At 70.3% G+C, this 18,757-nt stretch carries 17 protein-coding genes and 1 rRNA gene; 11 read left to right on the top strand and 7 right to left on the bottom strand.

The genetic code is table 11. From position 1 onward, the window contains the following. Positions 1–86 (top strand): 5S ribosomal RNA (rrf, locus tag AB0J69_RS22865); the annotation flags it as partial. 804 nt (positions 87–890) lie between these two features. Here the strand turns inward: rrf and AB0J69_RS22860 are convergent. After that, the gene (locus AB0J69_RS22860) at positions 891–2,477 is read right to left on the bottom strand and encodes a hypothetical protein (protein WP_364120437.1); all 1,587 of its coding nucleotides are present in this window, start codon (positions 2,475–2,477) and stop codon (positions 891–893) included. Between AB0J69_RS22860 and AB0J69_RS22855 the strand changes: the two genes are divergently transcribed. Continuing rightward, a complete protein-coding gene (locus AB0J69_RS22855) occupies positions 2,382–3,584 on the top strand; it encodes a hypothetical protein (protein ID WP_364120434.1) in 1,203 nt (400 codons plus the stop codon). The two genes, AB0J69_RS22860 and AB0J69_RS22855, sit on opposite strands and share 96 nt — an antisense overlap. Positions 3,585–4,006: 422 nt before the next feature. Here the strand turns inward: AB0J69_RS22855 and AB0J69_RS22850 are convergent, their stop codons facing one another. Beyond that, a complete protein-coding gene (locus tag AB0J69_RS22850) occupies positions 4,007–4,933 on the bottom strand; it encodes an MBL fold metallo-hydrolase (protein WP_364120432.1) in 927 nt (308 codons plus the stop codon). Between the two features lie 110 nt (positions 4,934–5,043). Here AB0J69_RS22850 and AB0J69_RS22845 point away from each other — a divergent pair, with 110 nt between their 5' ends. Further along, positions 5,044–5,454, top strand: coding sequence for a single-stranded DNA-binding protein (locus AB0J69_RS22845; RefSeq protein ID WP_364120430.1), 411 nt, complete (start codon positions 5,044–5,046; stop codon positions 5,452–5,454). 903 nt (positions 5,455–6,357) lie between these two features. Here the strand turns inward: AB0J69_RS22845 and AB0J69_RS22840 are convergent. Continuing rightward, positions 6,358–8,178, bottom strand: a complete 1,821-nt coding sequence (locus tag AB0J69_RS22840; RefSeq protein WP_364120427.1) for a DUF1015 family protein — start codon at positions 8,176–8,178, stop codon at positions 6,358–6,360. Positions 8,179–8,298: 120 nt separating this feature from the next. On the opposite strand from AB0J69_RS22840, the gene AB0J69_RS22835 reads away from it, so the two are divergent. After that, on the top strand, positions 8,299–8,721 hold the full coding sequence (locus AB0J69_RS22835) for a tetratricopeptide repeat protein (protein WP_364120424.1): 423 nt from the start codon (positions 8,299–8,301) through the stop codon (positions 8,719–8,721). 48 nt (positions 8,722–8,769) lie between these two features. Here the strand turns inward: AB0J69_RS22835 and AB0J69_RS22830 are convergent, their stop codons facing one another. Further along, the gene (locus AB0J69_RS22830; RefSeq protein WP_364120421.1) at positions 8,770–9,216 is read right to left on the bottom strand and encodes a TipAS antibiotic-recognition domain-containing protein; all 447 of its coding nucleotides are present in this window, start codon (positions 9,214–9,216) and stop codon (positions 8,770–8,772) included. Between the two features lie 83 nt (positions 9,217–9,299). Between AB0J69_RS22830 and AB0J69_RS22825 the strand changes: the two genes are divergently transcribed. Further along, a complete protein-coding gene (locus tag AB0J69_RS22825; protein ID WP_364120418.1) occupies positions 9,300–10,274 on the top strand; it encodes an HAD-IIA family hydrolase in 975 nt (324 codons plus the stop codon). A 290-nt stretch (positions 10,275–10,564) separates the two neighbouring features. On the opposite strand, the gene AB0J69_RS22820 is transcribed toward AB0J69_RS22825, so the two are convergent. The 3 genes from AB0J69_RS22820 to AB0J69_RS22810 form a co-directional block, all read right to left on the bottom strand. Beyond that, entirely contained in the window at positions 10,565–11,338 is a 774-nt protein-coding gene (locus tag AB0J69_RS22820) for an ABC transporter permease (protein WP_364120415.1), read from the bottom strand. Continuing rightward, positions 11,338–12,072 (bottom strand): ATP-binding cassette domain-containing protein, encoded by a 735-nt coding sequence (locus AB0J69_RS22815; RefSeq protein WP_364120413.1) that lies wholly within the window; start codon positions 12,070–12,072, stop codon positions 11,338–11,340. The genes AB0J69_RS22820 and AB0J69_RS22815 overlap by 1 nt, the downstream gene beginning before the upstream one ends. A gap of 137 nt (positions 12,073–12,209) precedes the next feature. Continuing rightward, complete coding sequence (locus AB0J69_RS22810; protein WP_364120410.1) at positions 12,210–12,566, bottom strand: SCP2 sterol-binding domain-containing protein; 357 nt, start codon at positions 12,564–12,566, stop codon at positions 12,210–12,212. Positions 12,567–12,684: 118 nt separating this feature from the next. Between AB0J69_RS22810 and AB0J69_RS22805 the strand changes: the two genes are divergently transcribed. The 6 genes from AB0J69_RS22805 to AB0J69_RS22780 all read left to right on the top strand — a co-directional run bounded on the left by AB0J69_RS22805 (position 12,685) and on the right by AB0J69_RS22780 (position 18,756). Further along, on the top strand, positions 12,685–12,942 hold the full coding sequence (locus AB0J69_RS22805; RefSeq protein WP_364120407.1) for a hypothetical protein: 258 nt from the start codon (positions 12,685–12,687) through the stop codon (positions 12,940–12,942). Further along, positions 12,939–13,751, top strand: a complete 813-nt coding sequence (locus AB0J69_RS22800; RefSeq protein ID WP_364120404.1) for a TlyA family RNA methyltransferase — start codon at positions 12,939–12,941, stop codon at positions 13,749–13,751. The genes AB0J69_RS22805 and AB0J69_RS22800 overlap by 4 nt, the downstream gene beginning before the upstream one ends. Then, on the top strand, positions 13,748–14,647 hold the full coding sequence (locus AB0J69_RS22795; protein ID WP_364120402.1) for an NAD kinase: 900 nt from the start codon (positions 13,748–13,750) through the stop codon (positions 14,645–14,647). The genes AB0J69_RS22800 and AB0J69_RS22795 overlap by 4 nt, the downstream gene beginning before the upstream one ends. 155 nt (positions 14,648–14,802) lie before the next feature. Further along, a complete protein-coding gene (gene recN, locus AB0J69_RS22790) occupies positions 14,803–16,512 on the top strand; it encodes a DNA repair protein RecN (RefSeq protein ID WP_364120399.1) in 1,710 nt (569 codons plus the stop codon). Between the two features lie 73 nt (positions 16,513–16,585). Then, complete coding sequence (gene steA, locus AB0J69_RS22785) at positions 16,586–17,782, top strand: putative cytokinetic ring protein SteA (RefSeq protein ID WP_364120396.1); 1,197 nt, start codon at positions 16,586–16,588, stop codon at positions 17,780–17,782. After that, positions 17,779–18,756, top strand: a complete 978-nt coding sequence (locus AB0J69_RS22780; protein WP_364120394.1) for a copper transporter — start codon at positions 17,779–17,781, stop codon at positions 18,754–18,756. Before steA ends, AB0J69_RS22780 begins: the two co-directional genes overlap by 4 nt. Position 18,757: the final 1 nt, after the last annotated feature.

Here is an 18,757-nt window from a genome sequence, read left to right as displayed (position 1 = left end):
GTTACATTCCGAACCCGGAAGTTAAGCTTCTCAGCGCCGATGGTACTGCACTCGGGAGGGTGTGGGAGAGTAGGTCACCGCCGGACAATCTTTATAGAAAGGGCCTTCGACCAAGCCGGTCGAGGGCCCTTTCTGCATTTCTGGTTCCAGCGAGACGGGCCGAGCGGTTGATGCGGCCGACGCCATCTTTGTGAACGGCGTGCGGAATCGAGCATCGCTTGCACGCCCGGGTGACAGTTGCTGGTCGGCCATCATCGGGTCGCCGGATATCGGTCCCAGTTGGCCGGCTGAAGGCCATTTCCAGGAGTTCGAAGGCGGCCTCTTCGGGCGCCGGTCCGTCGTACCGTACGGAGAGCGGAACCGGTTTGTCGATTTCTGGAGCTGTGCCGCCAGAGCGTGAGCTTCGCCGCCGGCGGGATAGACCTTGCTGATGTTCGCGTCCATGTGGCTTCGCTGTCATCTAATCGGTCGAGCATCGGAAAGAGACTGCCTTTTCCGGGTGTGAGATCCAGCAGAGGTTAAGCGGCCGATTTGGCCGGGACGTGCCGAGCTTGTAGCCCCTCAGCGGGTCGGGAATTTGATGGCGGGGACTCGGCGGTTTCAGGGAAGCTACGTGACAAATCGAGGGGTCTGGCGACTGGCGTTTTTATGGTCGGATCAATATCCGGGTTGCGTCAGGCTCGTGGACGTTCCGCGGCTTGCTAGGCTGGAGGTACCGGGCCACCCCCACGGGTGGCCTTCGTCGCGTAAGGCCCGAGGGGGCGGCGACCAGCCACGGTGGACCGTTGTTGTGAGTCCGCTGGGTGAGCCAACGAAATGGACCAGAAGTGAACAGAGATAACGGATCCGACGACGGACAGCGCGGGCGCGACGACCACGGGGACAGGCGCTCAGGTGGCAGCGGCAGGAGCGGCGGTTACGGCTCTCGCGGGCGAGACTCCGGCGGCGGCCGTCCGTTCCGGTCCGATGACAGGCCGCGCTCCTTCAACCGCGAGGACCGCGGGCCGCGGCGGGACGACTCTCGAGACGACCGCGGGGGGCGGCGTGAGGGCGACGAGCGGCGCCCGTACCGTGACCGGGATGACCGCGGCCCCCGCCGTGAGGGTGGCTATGGTGAGCGGCGCGAAGGTGGCGCCTCTGGCCCCCGCCGTGAGGGTGGCTATGGTGAGCGCCGTGAAGGTGGCGCCTCTGGCCCCCGCCGTGAGGGTGGCTATGGTGAGCGGCGCGAAGGTGGCGCCTCCGGTCCCCGCCGTGAGGGCGGCTACCGCGACAACCGTGGCCCTCGGCGCGAGGGTGACGATCGCGGACCCCGCGGTGACGACCGCCGTACTTATCGGGACCGGGATGACCGCGGTCCGCGCCGTGAGGGTGGCTATGGTGAGCGGCGCGAAGGTGGCGCCTCCGGCCCCCGTCGCGAGGGTGGTTTCCGCGACGATCGCGGTCCGCGCCGTGAGGGTGGTTTCCGCGACGATCGTGGTCCGAGGCGTGAAGGCGGCGCTCGTGACGATCGTGGTCCCCGTCGTGAGGGTGGGTTCCGTGATGATCGGGGCCCGCGCCGCGAGGGTGGTTTCCGTGACGACCGTGGACCTCGTCGTGAAGGCGGCTACGGTCCCCGCCGTGAGGGCGGTTACGAGGACCGGGGTCCGCGCCGTGAGGGCGGGTTCCGCGATGACCGCGGGCCGCGCCGCGAGGGTGATGACCGTCGGCCGTCCCGTGACCGGGATGATCGTGGCCCCCGTCGCGAAGGTGGCGGGTACGGCGATCGTCGTGAGGGTGGTTACGGTCCTCGCCGCGAGGGCGGTGCCCGTGATGACAGGGGCCCGCGCCGTGATGGCGGTGCCCGTGACGATCGGGGTCCGCGCCGTGAGGGTGGATTCCGTGACGATCGTGGTCCGCGTCGCGAAGGTGGCGGGTACGGCGATCGTCGTGAGGGTGGCTACGCCCCCCGCCGTGAGGGCGGGTTCCGCGATGACCGCGGGCCGCGCCGTGAGGGCGGGTTCCGCGATGACCGCGGGCCGCGCCGTGAGGGTGATGACCGTCGGCCGTTCCGTGACCGGGATGATCGTGGTCCCCGCCGTGAGGGCGGTGCCCGTGACGATCGGGGTCCGCGCCGTGAGGGTGGGTTCCGTGACGATCGTGGTCCGCGTCGCGAAGGTGGCGGGTACGGCGACCGTCGTGAGGGTGGTTATGCCCCCCGCCGCGAAGGCGGTTACGGTGACAGGCGGGAAGGCGGTTACGGCGGCGGCCGCGAGGGCCGCGACTCTCGCCCCTTCTCCCGGGACAACCGCGAGGAGCGTCCCGGCGCGGGCGCCCGTGCCAGGTACGGCAGGAGTGACCGCGAGGCCGATGCCGAGGCCCCGCAGCGTGAGAGGCTGCCCGAGGTGGCGCCCGACATCACCGTGGACGAGCTGGACAAGGAAGTCCTGGAGGAGCTGCGTTCCCTTCCCGGCGACCTCGCCGACCTGGTCGGCCGGCACATGGTGGCGGCCGAGCGGGCACTCGAGGAGGACGACCCCGACCGGGCACACGAGCACACCAAGGTGGCGCGCAGGTTCGCGGCCCGCATCGGGGTCGTACGCGAGGCCGCGGGCATCGTGGCCTACCGCGCCGGCCACTTCTCGGAGGCGTTGAGCGACCTGCGGGCGGCCAAGAGGATGACGGGTTCGGAGGCGTACCTGGCGGTCATGGCCGACTGCGAGCGCGGTCTCGGCCGTCCGGAGCGCGCCATCGACCTCGTACGTTCGCCCGAAGCCGAGCGCCTCGACCGGGCCGGGCGGATCGAGCTGACCATCGTCGAGTCCGGCGCCCGCCGCGACCTGGGCCAGCACGACGCCGCCGTGATCACCCTGCAGCGCCTGCCCGAGCTGCGCGACCCGCAGGCCAAGCCGTGGTCGGCGCGGCTGGCGTTCGCGTACGCTGACGCACTGGCCGATGCCGGACACCAGGAGGCGGCCACCGACTGGTTCGGCAGGGCGATGGCGTTCGACGAGGACGGGGAGACGGACGCGGCCGAGCGGTACGCGGAGCTGACCGGGGCCGTCATCGAGGACGTCGAGGAAGATTTCGACGACGAGGACGACTTCGACGACGCCGGCGTGACCGAGACCGGGGACGCGGCCGGGACGGTCGAGGAGGTGGACGACGCCGAGGCCCTTGCCGAAGCGGGTGACCTCCTGGAGACCGAGCCTGCCGACGATGTGCCGGACGAGCGGGCCAGTGTCGATGAGGCAGCGGAGGAGACGCCTGAGCAGGGCGATCCTGCGGATGTGGTGGCTGAGGAGCCGGACCAGGCCAGTGCCGGTGAGGTGCTGGTCGAAGCGGTCGAGGTCACCGACGTACCGGACGAGGTCGAGTCCACGCCCGAGGTCCTGGACGCGGAGCCGGAGAAGCCCGTCTCCGCCGATGACGACTCGGAGCCCTCCGAGGCAGAGGGCGATGCCTCCCAGGACGAGACGGCTCGCGAGACGACGGAGCAGGCTGCTGGGACGCGTGGCATCACCCCGGCGTTCATCGAGCCGAACTTCGGTGACGTACTCGACGAGTCCGCCGAATCGAGCACGGACAAGCCCAAGACCGACGACTGACCCACTTTCGCTGCCCGCCGTACCCATCCCCGCAGGATGTGGTGCGGCGGGCAGCGGTGTGTCGGTCGGATCTGCGCGAGCCGAACTCGCGGTGGTGCGAGCGAGAACGGCGCTCGTCGATGGGCCCTGAAGGATTTCTGACTTGAGGTACGGCGATGGCTGGCGGAGCGACCTCGACCCCCGGCACGCCGCAGCTCTTCCTCCGAACTCAGGAACGCACGCGCCCCACCTATGCCTCTGGCATCGGACACGGCGCCCTACCGGAGCCCCTTGCCTGAACCCCTCGATGGGCACAGCGCCCGAGCTGAGATCCACCGGAAACCCCTGGCGCGGACGGGTGCTCAGCCTGGGCCTCCTCCCGTGCGGACCGGGCCGCCTCCACCTCAATGCCTGCCGCCGGGAGCTGGACGCCCATCAGCCCCTCACGGCGTGACGCGGTTCAGCCAGTGCAGGATCCCCGCCACGTTGGACGGAGCACCGCTCAGCAGCTCGAACTGCTCAGCCGTCGCCTCATCGGACGTCATAGCGCTGTAGCGCTCCTTGGTACGGTCTCTGACCATGGCGACCGCGTGATCCAGATCCATGCCCTCAGATCGGGCCTGCCGCGTGAGGTCAACCCAGACCCGGAGCTCCTCCGCAGACCGCTCGAGCGTCTCCCGAACGGCCTCAACCGGCCCATAGTGGCTGAACAGCAACCGTTGCGGCCCAAGCGCTTCGAACAACGCGATCGAGTCGAGCGCGGTCTTCAGGTCGAAGTCCGGCGGAGGGGTCGCCGGACGCAGGTCTCCCGTCTCGGGAAGGTAGACGCCGGCCGCGTCCCCGACGTACAGGTCGCCGGTGGCGGAGTCGACCAGGCCCACGTGGTGTTTCGCGTGGCCGGGGGAGTAATGGCTGTTGAGCGTACGCCCGTTGCCCAGGTCGATGGCGCCGGTGTCGCCGAGGGCTACGATGCGCTCGGCTTCCGTAGGGGACAACTCGCCGAAAAGCGTGTCGAGCCGGTCGCCCCACACCATCCTCGCGCTGGCCATGAGCCGGGACGGCTCTGCGAGGTGGCGGGCGCCTTTCTCGTGTACGACGACCTGCGCGGACGGGAAGAACCTGGCGATGTCTCCCACGCCACCGGCATGGTCGAGGTGAATGTGGGTCACCACGACCGTGGCCAGGTCTTCGGGGCCGACGCCGAGGGAGGCGATCGCGTCCCGCACCACGGGGGCCGAGGTCGAGGTGCCCGTCTCCACCAGGCATGGCCGGTCGCCCAGGATCAGGTAACCAGCAGTGATGCCCGCATATCCGGCCATCTTGGTGTCGATCTCATAGACGTCGCCGCCTAGTGCGGTGATGTTGTCCACAGGCACTCCCGATCGTCCAGCCGTTGTCCCCAGAACGGCGTTCCAGCCGATCCGGCCTCCCCATCATCGTAGAGAGTGATCTCCACCAGAGCACCGATAGGAGGACGACCGTGGACCGAAACGAAGTCTTGCTGGTGGGGAGGCTGTCAGCGCCGGTCGAGGAGCACCCGTTGCCGAGCGGTGACACCGTGACGAAGTGGCGCATCATCGTCCGCCGCCGCCGTCACAGACGTGGCGCGGCCCTGACGGACAGCATCCCGTGCGTCACGTTCAACCCGGATACGGCCGCCGTGGTCCGCGGCCTCAAGCCCCGCGACTACATCGAGGTGACGGGGGCATTCCGCTGCCGCGTCTTCGGCCCGTCGGCCGCCAAGATCTGGCGGTACGAGGTGGAGGTGAGCGACGCGAAACCCTACGAGGCCGAGATCCCGCAACCCGATGAGCCGGAGGGTGATGCCGACGGGATGAAGCTCGCTGCCCTGATACCCCGGCAGGTGCACTACCTGGCACCAACCGGCTGACCGGAGCCCGGGCGGCGGGGGCCGAAGCACCGCACGGCTGCGCGCCGACGGGAGGTGCTGCCGGAGGGCGTCGGTGCGGGCAGCATGCCGAGGGTTCGGGGGCCTTCGGCATGCTCGGCGACGAACCACGCGCGTCCTTGGTGTGGAGTGTCCGCTGGGTGCGGTGATGTAGGTGCGGCATCGAGGGCGCGTGCTGGGTGCGGGTAAAGGGCCAGTGAGTGCGTGCTGGGTGCGTACAAGAGTGCCGTGAGTGAGTGCAGGGGCGCGTACCGGAGTGCCGTGAGTGCGTGCTGGGTGCGTGGTAGTGCGCGGCACCGAGCGGACAAGGGCTGTGCTGGGCTTCTCCTCGCGTGCAGTCGCGCAGGGGCGGGTGGCTGCGTTGCAGGGGCGTGTGCATCGGTGCCTGGCGTGCCAGGACCTTTGCGCATGGACTTCGTTCGGAGTGTCCGCTGGACGCGGGGGGACTTACGTGTCCAGGGGCCCCAAGTGCCGTGCCTGAGCGCCTGGTAGGGGCCTGGGGCCCACCAGGCTGGTTGGGCTCTTGCGCCACCGCGCTGGCGCCCAGTGCGTGCGGCGTGGTCAGTGCGTGCGGCGTGGTCAGTGCGTGCGGCGTGGTCAGTGCGTGCGGCGTGGTCAGTGCGTGCGGCGTGGTCAGTGTGTCGGCTGCCTGGGCCTCACCAGTCTCCGGCGCGCTTGAGGGGCGGGGGCGCCTCAGCCGAGCGTCTGGCTTGGCACTGGGGCGGTCAGGCCAGAGCCGCGCCTCTGGCCTGGTTGAACGGCGGCGCGCCCCAGCCGAGCCTTCGGCTTGGCTTTGGGGTGCTCGGGTCAGCCGAACCGTTGGCCTGGGTTTGAGCGGCGGGGTCGCCTCAGGTGAGGCCGCTGGCCGGTAGTGGGACGAGTGTCTCAGTCGATGGCGAACGTGCGCAGGACCAGGCCGGTTCTTGGTTTCGGGCCGAAGGAGGTGGATTTGCGGGGGACTCGTTCGCCGCCGGCGGCGACGGCCAGCACGTCGTCGATGGCGAGTGGCTTGAGGATCACAGCGGTCCCGCCCGTGCGGAGGGCCAGCTGTACGGCGGCGTCCGTGTCGTGGTGGACGATGCGTACGTGCTGCTCATCGTCGTGCAGGCCCCACACGAACGGCAGGACGAACTGGGCGAGGATGGAGGTGTTGAGGGAGTTCCAGCGATCCGAATGATCGGGCGGCATGGCGCGGGCCAGTTGCACCGGGTCCGGATCAGTAAGGAGATGGACGCCGCTCTCGCCGACGAGGAGGAAGGAGGGCTCTGCGGCTCGCTCGAGCGCGGCCAGGCCCTGGGCCAGGTCGTTGTAGTCGTGCACCTGCCATGAGCCCTTGGCCTTTGCGGCGGCTTCGGTCGGCGGGAGGCCCGGGATCACGCGGTGGATGGCCTTGAGGTCGGGTGGATACGCGCTGGTGTCCACCAGCAAGGCCAGCCCGAAGTCCCAGGGGCCTACGGACAGTTCGCCGCCGGCGGGTTGCGGGGAGGGTGCTTGGGGCTGGTGGGCGGCGCGTACCTGGCGCTGGAGGACGCGGTACGTCGCGTACCGGTGGTGGCCGTCGGCGATCAGGGCCTGGCGGTCGTGGAGGTCGGCGTTGATCGCGGTGATCTCCGCGTCGTCCGTGATCGCCCACAGCCGGTGGGTCAGGCCGTCTTCGGTGCGGGCCGAGATGAGGGGCTGCCGGTTCGAGGCCACCTCGTCCACCAGGCGGGTGGTGGTGCCGTTCCCGCCCTCGTACAGGAGGAAGATGGGCTCGAGGTTGGCCTGGGTGGTGCTCATGAGGGCGAGCCGATCCGCGATGGGGCCGGGGAGGACGTCCTCGTGGGGGAGGATGATGTGCTGCCCGGGGTCCGTCAGGCCCACGTCCCCGATGAGGCCGCGCTGCAGGATGCCCGGGCCACGCTGCTCGTACACGTAGAGCCCCGGTACGTCGTCGGGCACCAGCACGCCTGAGGCCAGCCAGGCTCTCAGCGTGTCCCTGGCCTCGGTGTATCGGGTGTGGAGCGGTGCTTCGCCGGTCGGGGAGGTCGAGTCGGGGCGGAATTGGGCCGATGTGCTGGATTCTGGGACGTTTGGGGCGGCTGGTGCCCTGCCGGGTTCTGGGTCGGCTGGAGCAAGGCCGGGGGCGAGAGCGGGACCGGGGGCGAGACCGGAGGCGGAGGCCGGAGCGGGGGCGGGTTTTGGGCTGGCCGATTCGTCTTGGGTGCCGGTGGTGTGGAGTTGATCGTCCGTTGGGGCGCCGGTGGCAGCGGAGGCGGAGTTGAGCTGATCGTCGATTGGTTCGGTGGTGGCAGTGGAGGTGCTATCGGGTTGGTCGTCGGTTGGTTCGACAGGGGCTTCGGTGGTGGGTGGATGGTCCGGTGATTTGGCGGTAGCGGTGGGGGAGGCGGTGAACTTGTGGTTCGCGGGTTCGCCGGGGGTGGAGTGGTGGTGGTCTGCGGGGTCGACTGGGGGTGTGGTGAGGGGGTCGGGAGTGGAGTTCTGGGTGGCTGGTGGGGCGGTGGAGGAATTGCTGCGGGAAGAGCAGGGAAGGATGAGGCGTACGACGTTGTTCGGGTGAGAGTCCAGAAGGACCTCTACGTCGGCGTCGGAGATCAGGTCGTACGGTGGGGAGGTCACCTTGGCGGGATCTTCGACAGCGAAACGCACGCCTCGGAAGGGCCGTAGCACGAGGCCATCCGGCACCGGCAGTTCAGGAGTCCCCATACCGGGCATGCTGCCATAAATGCTTGCGCCTTCCCGACGTCGCCCCATGGTTGTAGTCGTGCCCGTTCCCAGCAGGGCGGGGCAGGGTCCCCCCGTACAGCGATGAAGGAGTCCTCACGCATGGCTCAAGAGGGAAACATTCATGATGAGAGCTCGGGCGCTCCCGGCGGTGGTGTTTACGACTGGTACCAGCGGGGGGTCAAGTTGCTGAAAGAGGGGAGCCCCGCGGCCGCGGCGGCGTTGCTGGAGCGGGCCGCGGCGGCGGAGCCCGAATCGCGCAGCATTTTGGAGGCGCTGGCCCGGGCGCAGTTCAACTCCCGGCAGTACGCCGAGGCGGCGGCCAGTTTCCGGCAGATCGTGGATGCCAATCCGGCTGAGGATTATGCCTATTTCGGGCTCGGGTTGTCGTTGTGGCGGACGGGGGATGTGGAAGGGGCTCAGGAGCCGCTGGCCATCGCGGTGGCCATGCGGCCCGATGAGCGGCATTACGTGTCGGCCTTGAAAAGCGTGCGTGCCACCTTGCGTGCTCGACGGGGAATGTGAGCCGGGCGGCACGCACGACCTCGCCAGCCCCATTGCGGAGATCTTCGGTCAGGCGTCGTGGCGGTGGGCGTTGGCGGTGATGGCGGCCTGAAAATACGCCGCCAGGCCCGGAGCCGTTCGGTCGATGGAGGCGGTGAAACGGGGGTCCGTGACGTACATGTCCCCGAGACCGCGGTGGATCTCGTAGGTGCAGTCGTAGCACCAGCGGGTGATGTGGGCGCGGTGCTCCTCCGCCAGGTCCATGGCCAGCTCGCCGTCCGCCGGGGCGCCCGAGCGCATCGCCTCCGCCATGCGGGTGGCGATCTCGCCAGCCTCCGCCATGAACCGCTTCCAGTCCTCCTTCGTGTACGACGACGAGCGGCGCATCGAGTCCGTCCAGGCGTCCGTGCCGCCCCAGCGCCGCTCGGCCTCCGCCGCGTGATCGTCCGGGTCGAAGCCGCCGAACAGCTCGGCGCGGTCCTCGGCGGTGAGGTTGAGATTCGCGGGCATGGTCATCCTTACGTCATCCTTCCTGCGGGCGGGTACGAGGGCGACGCTAAAGTCTCACGCAGCGTGAGAGTCAAACGGGAAGAGGCGCTGTGCTGATCGACGGCTATGACACCCTGCTGCTCGACCTCGACGGCGTGGTCTACCTGGGCAGCCAGGCGGTGCCGGGGGCTCCGGCGGCGCTGGAGGAGGCCCAGCGGCGCGGGGTGCGGCTGGCGTACGTGACCAACAACGCCTCCCGCACACCGGCCGCCATCGCCGGCCACCTGCGCGAGCTCGGCGCGCCCGCCACGGCCGCCGACGTGGTGACCTCCGCCCAGGCCGCCGCCCGGCTGATCGCCGAGAGGGTGGCGCCGGGCGCGAGCGTGCTCGTAGTGGGCGGGTCCGGCCTGCGGCTGGCGGTACGGGACCAGGGGCTCCGGCCCGTCTCGACCGCCGCCGAGTCGCCTGTCGCCGTGGTGCAGGGGATCGCGCCCGGTCTGTCGTACGGGCTGCTGTCCGAAGGGGCGCTGGCGGTGCGGCACGGGGCGTTGTTCGTGGCGTCTAACAGGGACAGCACGATGCCGACCGGGCGAGGGGAACTGCCCGGTAACGGGGCGATGGTACGGGTGATCGCCACCGCTACCGGGGTCGAGCCGGTCTACGCGGGCAAGCCCGATCCGCCGTTGCACCGGGAGTCGATGATCCGTACGGGGGCGCGGCGGCCGCTGGTCGTGGGGGACCGGCTCGACACCGACATCGAGGGCGCCGCCAACGCCGGGGTCGAGAGCCTGCTGGTGCTGACCGGGGTGGCCACGGCGGCCGACGTGCTGACGGCGGAGCCGCGGCATCGGCCCACGTACGTCGGTGAGGACCTGCGGTCGCTGCTCCAGCCGTATCCCGAGGTGCGGGACGGTGCCTGCGGAGGGTGGCGGGCCCGGTGGCAGGACGGGGCACTGCACGTCGACGGCGACGGCAGCCGGATCGATGGGCTGAGGGCCGCCTGTGACGCCGCATGGGCGGCGGCCGGCACGGGACGCGCCGAGGAGGACGCGGTGAAGCCGGTCCTCGATCGGCTCGGGGGTTAGCAGGAAGTCGGGCGTCGATCGGCTCGGGGTGGGGAGGGAGGTAGGGCAGCCGGCTGCACCTGGTGCGTGGGTTGGGTGGTCGGTCGGTTCAGGTGAGCGGGTCCCGGGGCGGTCGGTTCAGGTGAGCGGGTCTCGGGGTGGTTGGTTCAGGGGTGGGTGGGGCTTCAGGGGTGGTTGGTTCAGGGTGGGTGGGTTTCAGGGGTGAGTTTCAGGGGTGATTGGTTGGTTCAGGTAGGCGGTGTCGACGGTTGATCTCGGTCGGGGAGTGCGGGTGGTGCGGGGGTGGTGGATCAGGTGACGCGGTCGGCGGTCTGGCGGGTGAACTGCCAGGCACCCACCGCCAGGAGCAGGACCGACGCCAGCACCAGCACCCCCAGCGACACCGGCAGAGCCCCGCCCCACCCCTGCAGCACCAGCAGCCGCATCGCCTCGATCGCGTACGTCAGCGGGTTCGCCCGCGCCACCGCCTCCATCCACCCGGGCATTGCCGACAGCGGCACGAACGCGTTGCTCGTGAACAGCAGTGGCAGCGAGGCGAAGCCCGTGATGGCGAAGAACGTCCCGTGCGAGGGCACCGCGCACGCCAGGGCCATCGCCGCGGCCGTGAGAGCCAGCGTCAGCAGCGCCGTGGCCACGAGGATCGCCGGCACCCCCAGCGGGCCCGAGGCGGGTCGTACGCCGAGAGCGAGCGCCACGAGGAGGATCACGAGCACCTGGGCCGAGTTCATCCCCACCTGGAACACGAACCGCGACACGATCAGCGAGCTGCGCCTGATCGGCATGCTGAGCAGCTTGTCCAGATAGCCCGTCTCCTTGTCGAACAGCAGCGGCATCGCCGCCGAGATCCCGTTGCCCACCACCGTGAAGGCGATGATGCCGGGCACCGCGAACGCGATGTAGTCGCCCGTCCCCACCACCCGCGGATCCACCGCCCCGCCCATGGCCCCGGCGAAGAACACCAGCCACACGGCCGGCTGCAACACGCTGAACAGCAGGTTCAGGCGTTCCCTCAGCATCATGAGCAGCCAGCGCCGGGACAGGGCCAGCACCTCCTGGGACCACATCAGTGCAGCTCCTCTCGCAGCGCGTGACCGGTGTGCCGGAGGAACACCTCGTCGAGGGAGGCCGCCCCGAGCGCGGACTTCAGCTCGGCGGGCGTGCCGGTGACCACCTGCCGCCCGCGGTCGATGATCGTCAGCCGGTCGCAGAGGCGGTCGGCCTCGTCCATGTAGTTGGTCGCCAGCAGCACGGTCATGCCCTCGTCGCAGAGGGAGCGGATGTGGTTCCACATGTGGTGGCGCGACTGCACGTCGAGGCCGAGCGTCGGCTCGTCGAGGATCAGCAGCTCCGGCCGGTGCAGCAGCCCGCACGCCAGGTCGAGGCGCTTCTGCATGCCGCCGGAGTACTCCTGCACGAGCCGGTCGGCGCTCTCCGACAGCCCCACCAGCTCCAGCACCTCATCGGCCCTGGCCTTCACTTGCCGCCTCGGTACGTGGTAGAGGGCCGCCTCGATCTCGGCCTTCTCCCGGCCGGTCAGCATGTAGTAGCCCATGGAGGAGACCTGCTGCATCACGTAGCCGATCCGCCGGCGCACCTCTCCCGCCGCCCGCACCACGTCGTACCCGCAGACCCGGGCCGTCCCCTCGCTCGGGGGCAGCAGCGTGGAGAGCATCCTGATCGTGGTGGTCTTGCCCGCGCCGTTCGGTCCCAGCAGGCCGAAGATCTCCCCGGGCCCGATGGCCAGGGTGAGGCCGTCGACGGCGGGGTGGTCGCCGAAGGTACGGCTCAGGCGTTCCATGTCGATGATCAGACCCAATTTTGTTCGCCCATCGCCTAATAGTTAACGTATCCATTAAATAACTAGGCGATGGGACGGGTCAACGCCCCCGGGCCGGCCCCGTCAGATCACCTGGGACGGCGTCTCAGGCGGGGGCGTCAGATGAGCCTGCGCAGGCGCAGCAGGTCGCCGAAGCTCGCGTCGATCTTCACCCGCCCTCCGAGCAGCGCCCGTGCCAGGTCCAGCTCCCCGTCGACCAGTGCGATCAGGTCGTCGCTCACGATCGTGAGCTTGACGTCGGCTGGCTTGCCGTCCGCCGGCGGCTCCTCCGCGAACGGGTCGAGCCCCCCGTGGTGCAGCCGTCCGTAGAAGATCACGTCGAGGTCGGATACCCGGCAGCTGACCGTGCGCTCGACCACGTGCTTGGCGCGGTCCTCCTCGTCGATCTCGTCGAACTGGGCGACGAGCTTGGCCAGTGCCGCCCGGCACTCCTCGACGCTTGCCATGATGCGCATCCTTTCTTTCCTTTTGCGGACGGTAGCGTTCCACATCAGTAGCACCCCCGTATGAGCTTCAACGCGTGACACGCCTGCCAAGGTCCCGGGTGCTCGCGGGAGGCGTTACGGTCGAATCATGAGTGAGCTGCCGGAGGAGACCGGCGACGAGCGGGTCGACGCCATCGTGGCCGGCCTCGCCGGGCTGGGCGAGCTGCCCGTGAGCGCGCACGTCGCGGTCTTCGACGAGGCGTTCTCCGGGCTCGAGAGCACGCTCGCCGCCGTGGACGAGGCCCCCGCGGGGGAGCAGGGCGGCGGGCAGGGCGTAGGGCAGGGCGTCGGAGGGCAGGGCTCCGGCTGGCAGGGTGGCGGCGAGCAGGCCGCAGGCCACCGGTGAGCCGCAGGATCCGGCTCGACAGCGAGCTGGTCCGCCGGGGCATGGCCAGGTCGCGCGAGCAGGCCGCCCAGCTCATCGAGGCCGGCCGGGTCAGCGTCGCCGGTCAGCGCGCCCGCAAGCCCGCCACCCAGGTCGACACGGCCTCCGCCATCGTCGTGGCCACCTCCGAGGACGGGCCCGACTACGTCTCGCGCGGGGCGCACAAGCTGCTCGGCGCGCTCGACACGTTCGGCAACCTGTCGGTGGAGGGCCGCCGCTGCCTCGACGCGGGCGCCTCCACCGGCGGGTTCACCGACGTGCTGCTGCGCCGCGGCGCCGCCCATGTGCTGGCGGTCGACGTCGGCTACGGGCAGCTGGCCTGGTCGCTGCGCAACGATGAGCGGGTGACCGTGATGGAGCGCGTCAACGTACGCGACCTCACCCCCGACATGGTCGGCGAGCCGCCCACGCTGGTCGTGGGTGATCTGTCGTTCATCTCGCTGCGGCTCGTGCTGCCCGCCCTGGCCGAGGTCGCCGCGCCGCGGGCCGATTTCGTGATGCTGGTGAAGCCGCAGTTCGAGGTGGGCAAGGAGCTGGTCGGGGCGGGTGGCGTCGTACGCGACCCGGAGCTGCGGGCGCGCTCCGTGCGCGACGCCGCGGCCAAGGCGGGAGAGCTGGGGCTGAGCGTGCGCGGCGTGACCGCCAGCCCGCTGCCCGGACCGTCGGGAAATGTGGAATATCTGCTCTGGATGGGCAAGGGTGAGGGCGAGCCGCAGGTCGCCGACCTCGAAGCCGAGATCCAGCGGGCCGTCGCGGAGGGGCCGCAATGAATCGCACCGTGCTGGTCGCCGTGCACACCGGGCGCGGCGCCGCCGTCGAGAGCGCCCGGCTGGTCATCAACCGGCTGGTCGACGCCGGCATCACCGTCAGGGTCCTGGACACGGAGGCCGGCGACATCGGCTGCCCCCGCGTCGAGGCGGTGCCCGGCGACCCGAGCGCCGCCAAGGACGCCGAAGTCATGATCGTGCTCGGTGGCGACGGCTCGCTGCTGCGCGCCGCCGAGCTGGCCAGGCCCGCCGGCACGCCGCTGCTCGGCGTCAATCTCGGGCATGTCGGGTTCCTGGCCGAGGCCGAGGTGGCCGACCTGGCCGCGGCGGTCGACAGCGTCGTGGCCGGCCGCTACGACGTCGAGGAGCGGATGACCGTCGATGTTCTCGCCCGGCAGAACGGCCGGGTGCTGGCCGACACCTGGGCGCTCAACGAGGCCACTGTGGAGAAGCAGGAGCGCATGCTGGAGGTGGTCGCCGAGATCGACGGGCGGCCGCTGTCCCGGTGGGGGTGCGACGGCGTGATCTGCGCCACCCCTACGGGCTCGACCGCGTACGCGTTCTCCGCCGGCGGCCCGGTGGTCTGGCCCGAGGTCGAGGCGCTGCTCATGGTGCCCATCAGCGCGCACGCGCTGTTCGCCAAGCCGCTGGTGGTCTCGCCGCGCTCCACGCTGGCCGTCGAGATCCTGCCCGACACGCCTGGCGGCGTACTGTGGTGCGACGGGCGCCGCAGGTTCGAGCTGCCGTCGGGGACGCGGGTCGAGGTGCGCAGGGGCGCCGAGCCCGTACGCCTGGCGCGGCTGCACGGCGTGGAGAGCACGGGCGCGCCCTTCACCGACCGGCTGGTCGCCAAGTTCGAGCTTCCTGTCCAGGGGTGGCGCGGAAGGGTGCGACCCTGAGTGAATGGAGGGGAGAGCGCGTAGGATCACGTGGGCACGGTGGACCGCATCGAGCGGGCCGGCGCGGGCGGCAGGCTGCTGCTCCCGCGGTGGGTCGCCTCCGGCGGTCCAGCGCGGGCAGCGGCGTCAGACACGGCAGTGAACGGGAGTGGGCAGTGCGACCAAGGGTCGAGGAGGTCCGCATCCAGGGGCTCGGCGTCATCGACGAGGCCGTGCTCGACCTTTCGCCTGGCTTCAACGTGGTCACCGGCGAGACGGGCGCGGGCAAGACGATGGTCGTCACCGGTCTCGGGCTGCTGTTCGGCGGCCGGGCCGATCCTTCGCGCATCCGGCCGGGAGCCGACCGGGCGACCGTGGAGGGCACGCTGGTCATCGAGCCGGGCGGGCGCGTCTCGCAGCAGGTCGAGGACATCGGTGGCGAGGTCGAGGACGGCGAGCTGATCATCTCTCGCACGGTCTCGGCGGAGGGCAGGTCCAGGGCGTGGCTGGGCGGCCGCACGGTGCCCGTGGGCACCCTGACCTACCTGGCCGACGACCTGGTGGCGGTGCACGGGCAGATGGACCAGCAGCGGCTGCTGCAGCCCGCCAGGCAGCGGGCCGCGCTCGACCGCTACGCCGGTAACGAGCTGGTCAAGCCGCTGCGGGCCTACTCGCAGGCGTATAAGCGGCACAAGCAGGTGGGTGCGCTGCTCGACGAGCTCACCACCAGGGCCAGGGAGCGGGCGCAGGAGGCCGACAGGCTGCGCTTCGGGCTGGAGGAGATCGAGAAGGTCGACCCCAAGCCGGGCGAGGACGCCGACCTGCGCGGTGAGGAGGAGCGCCTCTCGCACGCCGACGCGCTGCGCAGCGCCGCGACGACCGCGCACACGGCGCTGCTCGGCGACCCGATGGAGGCCGCGGGCAGCCCGCACGACGTGATCTCCCTGCTGGGGGAGGCGCGCGCGGCCGTGGAGGCCGTACGCGACTTCGACACCCAGCTCGCCGGGGTGGCCGACCGGCTGGCCGAGGCCGGATACCTGATCTCCGACGTGGCCACCGACCTGGCGGCGTACGCGGAGTCGATCGAGGCCGACCCGGCGCGGCTGGCCGCCGTGCAGGAGCGGCGGTCGCTGCTGTCCGGCCTGATCCGGAAATATGCCGAGGACAGCGCCGGAGTTCTGGCCTGGGCGCAACAGTCCGCCGCCCGCCTCGCCGAGCTCGAAGGCGACGACGAGCGGATCGATGAGCTGACCCGCGAGCACGAGGAGCTGACCGCCCGGCTTACCGAGCTGGCCGCCGAGCTCACCAAGGTGCGCGAGGCCGCCGCCGAGCGATTCGGCCAGGCGGTGACCGAGGAGCTGACGGCGCTGGCCATGCCGCACGCCAGGGTCGTGGTCCAGCTCACCCAGAGCGCGGAGTTCGGGCCGGAGGGCCGCGACGAGGTGGAGCTGCGGATGGCGGCCCATCCCGCGGCGCCGCCGCTGCCGCTCAACAAGGGCGCCTCCGGCGGCGAGCTGAGCCGGGTGATGCTCGCGATCGAGGTGGTCTTCGCCGGTGCGGATCCGGTGCCGACGTTCGTCTTCGACGAGGTCGACGCGGGGGTCGGCGGCAAGGCCGCGGTCGAGATCGGGCGCAGGCTGGCCAGGCTGGCCCGCACCGCGCAGGTGATTGTGGTCACTCACCTGCCGCAGGTGGCGGCGTTCGCCGACCAGCATCTCGTGGTGGAGAAGGCGAGCGACGGCAGCGTCGTGCGCAGCGGCGTGGTCACGCTCAACCACGAAGGCAGGGTACGCGAGCTCTCCCGCATGCTGGCCGGGCTGGAGGACTCCGAGCTCGGCCGGGCGCACGCGGAGGAGTTGCTGGGGCTCGCGGCCGCAGACAGGTGATCCTGGGTGACATAGCGGACACGCCGCGTCATGCGTGGCCCCCGCGCTGTTTCGCTCTGGCAGGATGGTCTTGATGAAGGTTCCGGGAAGCAGGATGCCGGGCCTCCGCGGCAGGAAGGTCGGTGACCTTCCCGGTGTAACGGCAGTGGCGAGAATCGACCGGCGTACCAAGAGGCTGACAAAACGCCTCCAGCCCGGAGAAATAGCGATTATCGACCACGTTGACGTTGACCGGGTCAGCGCGGAGGCGCTCGTCGCATGCGGTGCTTCGGCCGTGGTCAACGTCGCCGCGGGAATCAGCGGCCGCTACCCCAACCTGGGGCCACAGATTTTGCTGGAAGCCGGCGTGCCGTTCGTGGACAACGCCAACCAGGAGCTGTTCGAGCGGATCAAGGACGGCGACGTCGTACGCGTCTGCGAAGGGGTCGTCTACCTCGACGACGACGTGGTCGGCAAGGGTGAGGAGCAGACGGCCGAGGCCGTCGAGTCCGCCATGGCGGAGGCGCGTGCCGGTCTCGCCGTGCAGATTGAGGCTTTCGCCGTCAACACGATGGAGTACGTTCGCGGTGAAGGCAAGCTTCTCATCGACGGAGTCGGCGTGCCTGAGATCCGCACCCCCATGGAGGGCAGACATGTCCTCATCGTGGTGCGCGGTTATCACTACAAGGAAGACATCGCCACCCTGCGCCCGTACATCCGCGAATACCGGCCGGTCCTCGTCGGCGTCGACGGCGGGGCCGACGCGCTGCTGGAGGCGGGCTACCTGCCCGACGTGATCGTCGGCGACTTCGACTCGGTCTCCACCAAGGCCCTGACCTGCGGCGCCGAGCTCGTCGTCCACGCCTACCGCGACGGCAGGGCCCCCGGCCTGGAGCGCGTCCACCAGCTCGGCCGGGAAGCGGTGATCTTCCCCGCCACCGGCACCAGCGAGGACATCGCGATGATCCTGGCCGACGACAAGGGCGCCGAGCTGATCGTCGCGGTCGGCACCCACGGCACGCTGGAGGAGTTCCTCGACAAGGGGCGCTCCGGCATGGCCAGCACCTTCCTCACCCGGCTGATCATCGGCAGCAAGCTCATCGACGCCAAGGGCGTCAGCAGGCTCTACCGCAGCCGCATCACCACCTCGCAACTGCTCCTTCTCGTGATCACCGCGCTGATCACGATGGGGATCGCGCTCGTTCTCTCGCCACTCGGCCAGACCTGGCTGAACGGCCTGCAAGACGCATGGAACGCGTTCATCTTCTGGCTGGTCGGACTCTTCTCGTGATCGATTTTCGCTACCACCTCGTCTCCATCGTCGCGATCTTCCTGGCCCTCGCGGTCGGGATCGTGCTGGGCACCACGCTGCTGCAGGAACCGGCGATCAAGTCCACCCAGGAGGTCGCCGCGGGGCTCACCGCGTCCAACGACGAGCTGCGTGCGCAGATCGACACCCTGCGCGGGCGCGAGGCCGGCAACGACACCTTCATCGCCTCGGTGACGGCCGACCTGGTGGCCGGCGAGCTGTCCGGCCAGCGGGTGCTGCTGGTCGAGGTGCCGGGCTCCAACACCGCCCAGCGCGAGGCCGCCGAGCAGGTGCTCGAGCAGGCCGGCGCCGATATCTCCGGACCGGTCACGCTGACCGAGAAGTTCTTCGACCCCAAGGGTCGCGGCGTGCTGGACGGTCTGGTCGACCAGCTCAAGCCGGTCAACATGGTCTTCCCCGCCACCGCCACGAGCTGGGACCGGGCCGCGGCGCTGCTCGCCGCGACATTCGTCACGACCGACCAGACCCAGAGCGGCACCCCCAACCCGGCCACGGCCGACGTCATCACCACGTTCGAGCACGGCGGGCTGCTCAGCACGGAGCGCGAGCCGGGCAAGCGGGCCACGCTCGTGGTGATGTTCGCGCCGGAGAAGCCGTACGAAGGGGAGAACGCCGAGGCCCAGGCGGGCGCGATCGTCTCCGTCGCCGACGGCCTCGACGTCGGGGGCAAGGGCACGGTGCTGGCCGGGCTCGCCGCCGCCAGTGCCCTGCCCGGCGACGCGATCAGCACCGTACGCGACGAGGGCGAGGTCTCCAAGCGCGTGTCCACCGTGGACACGGCCGATATGCCTGTGGGCCGCGTCGCCATCGTCTACTCTCTCCGGGAGCAGCTGTCCGGTCGCGCCGGCCAGTACGGCATGGGCAAGGGAGCCTCGGCCCCCGTTCCCCCGGTGACGTCCGCGACTCCGTCCCCCACCACCCAGTCAGGGAGCTGAC

Source organism: Nonomuraea sp. NPDC049709 (genome assembly GCF_040674815.1).
In the GTDB taxonomy this organism is placed as follows: domain Bacteria; phylum Actinomycetota; class Actinomycetes; order Streptosporangiales; family Streptosporangiaceae; genus Nonomuraea.
The sequence above is the reverse complement of the archived record's forward strand: the minus strand, read 5'-3'. Positions and strand labels throughout refer to the sequence as shown.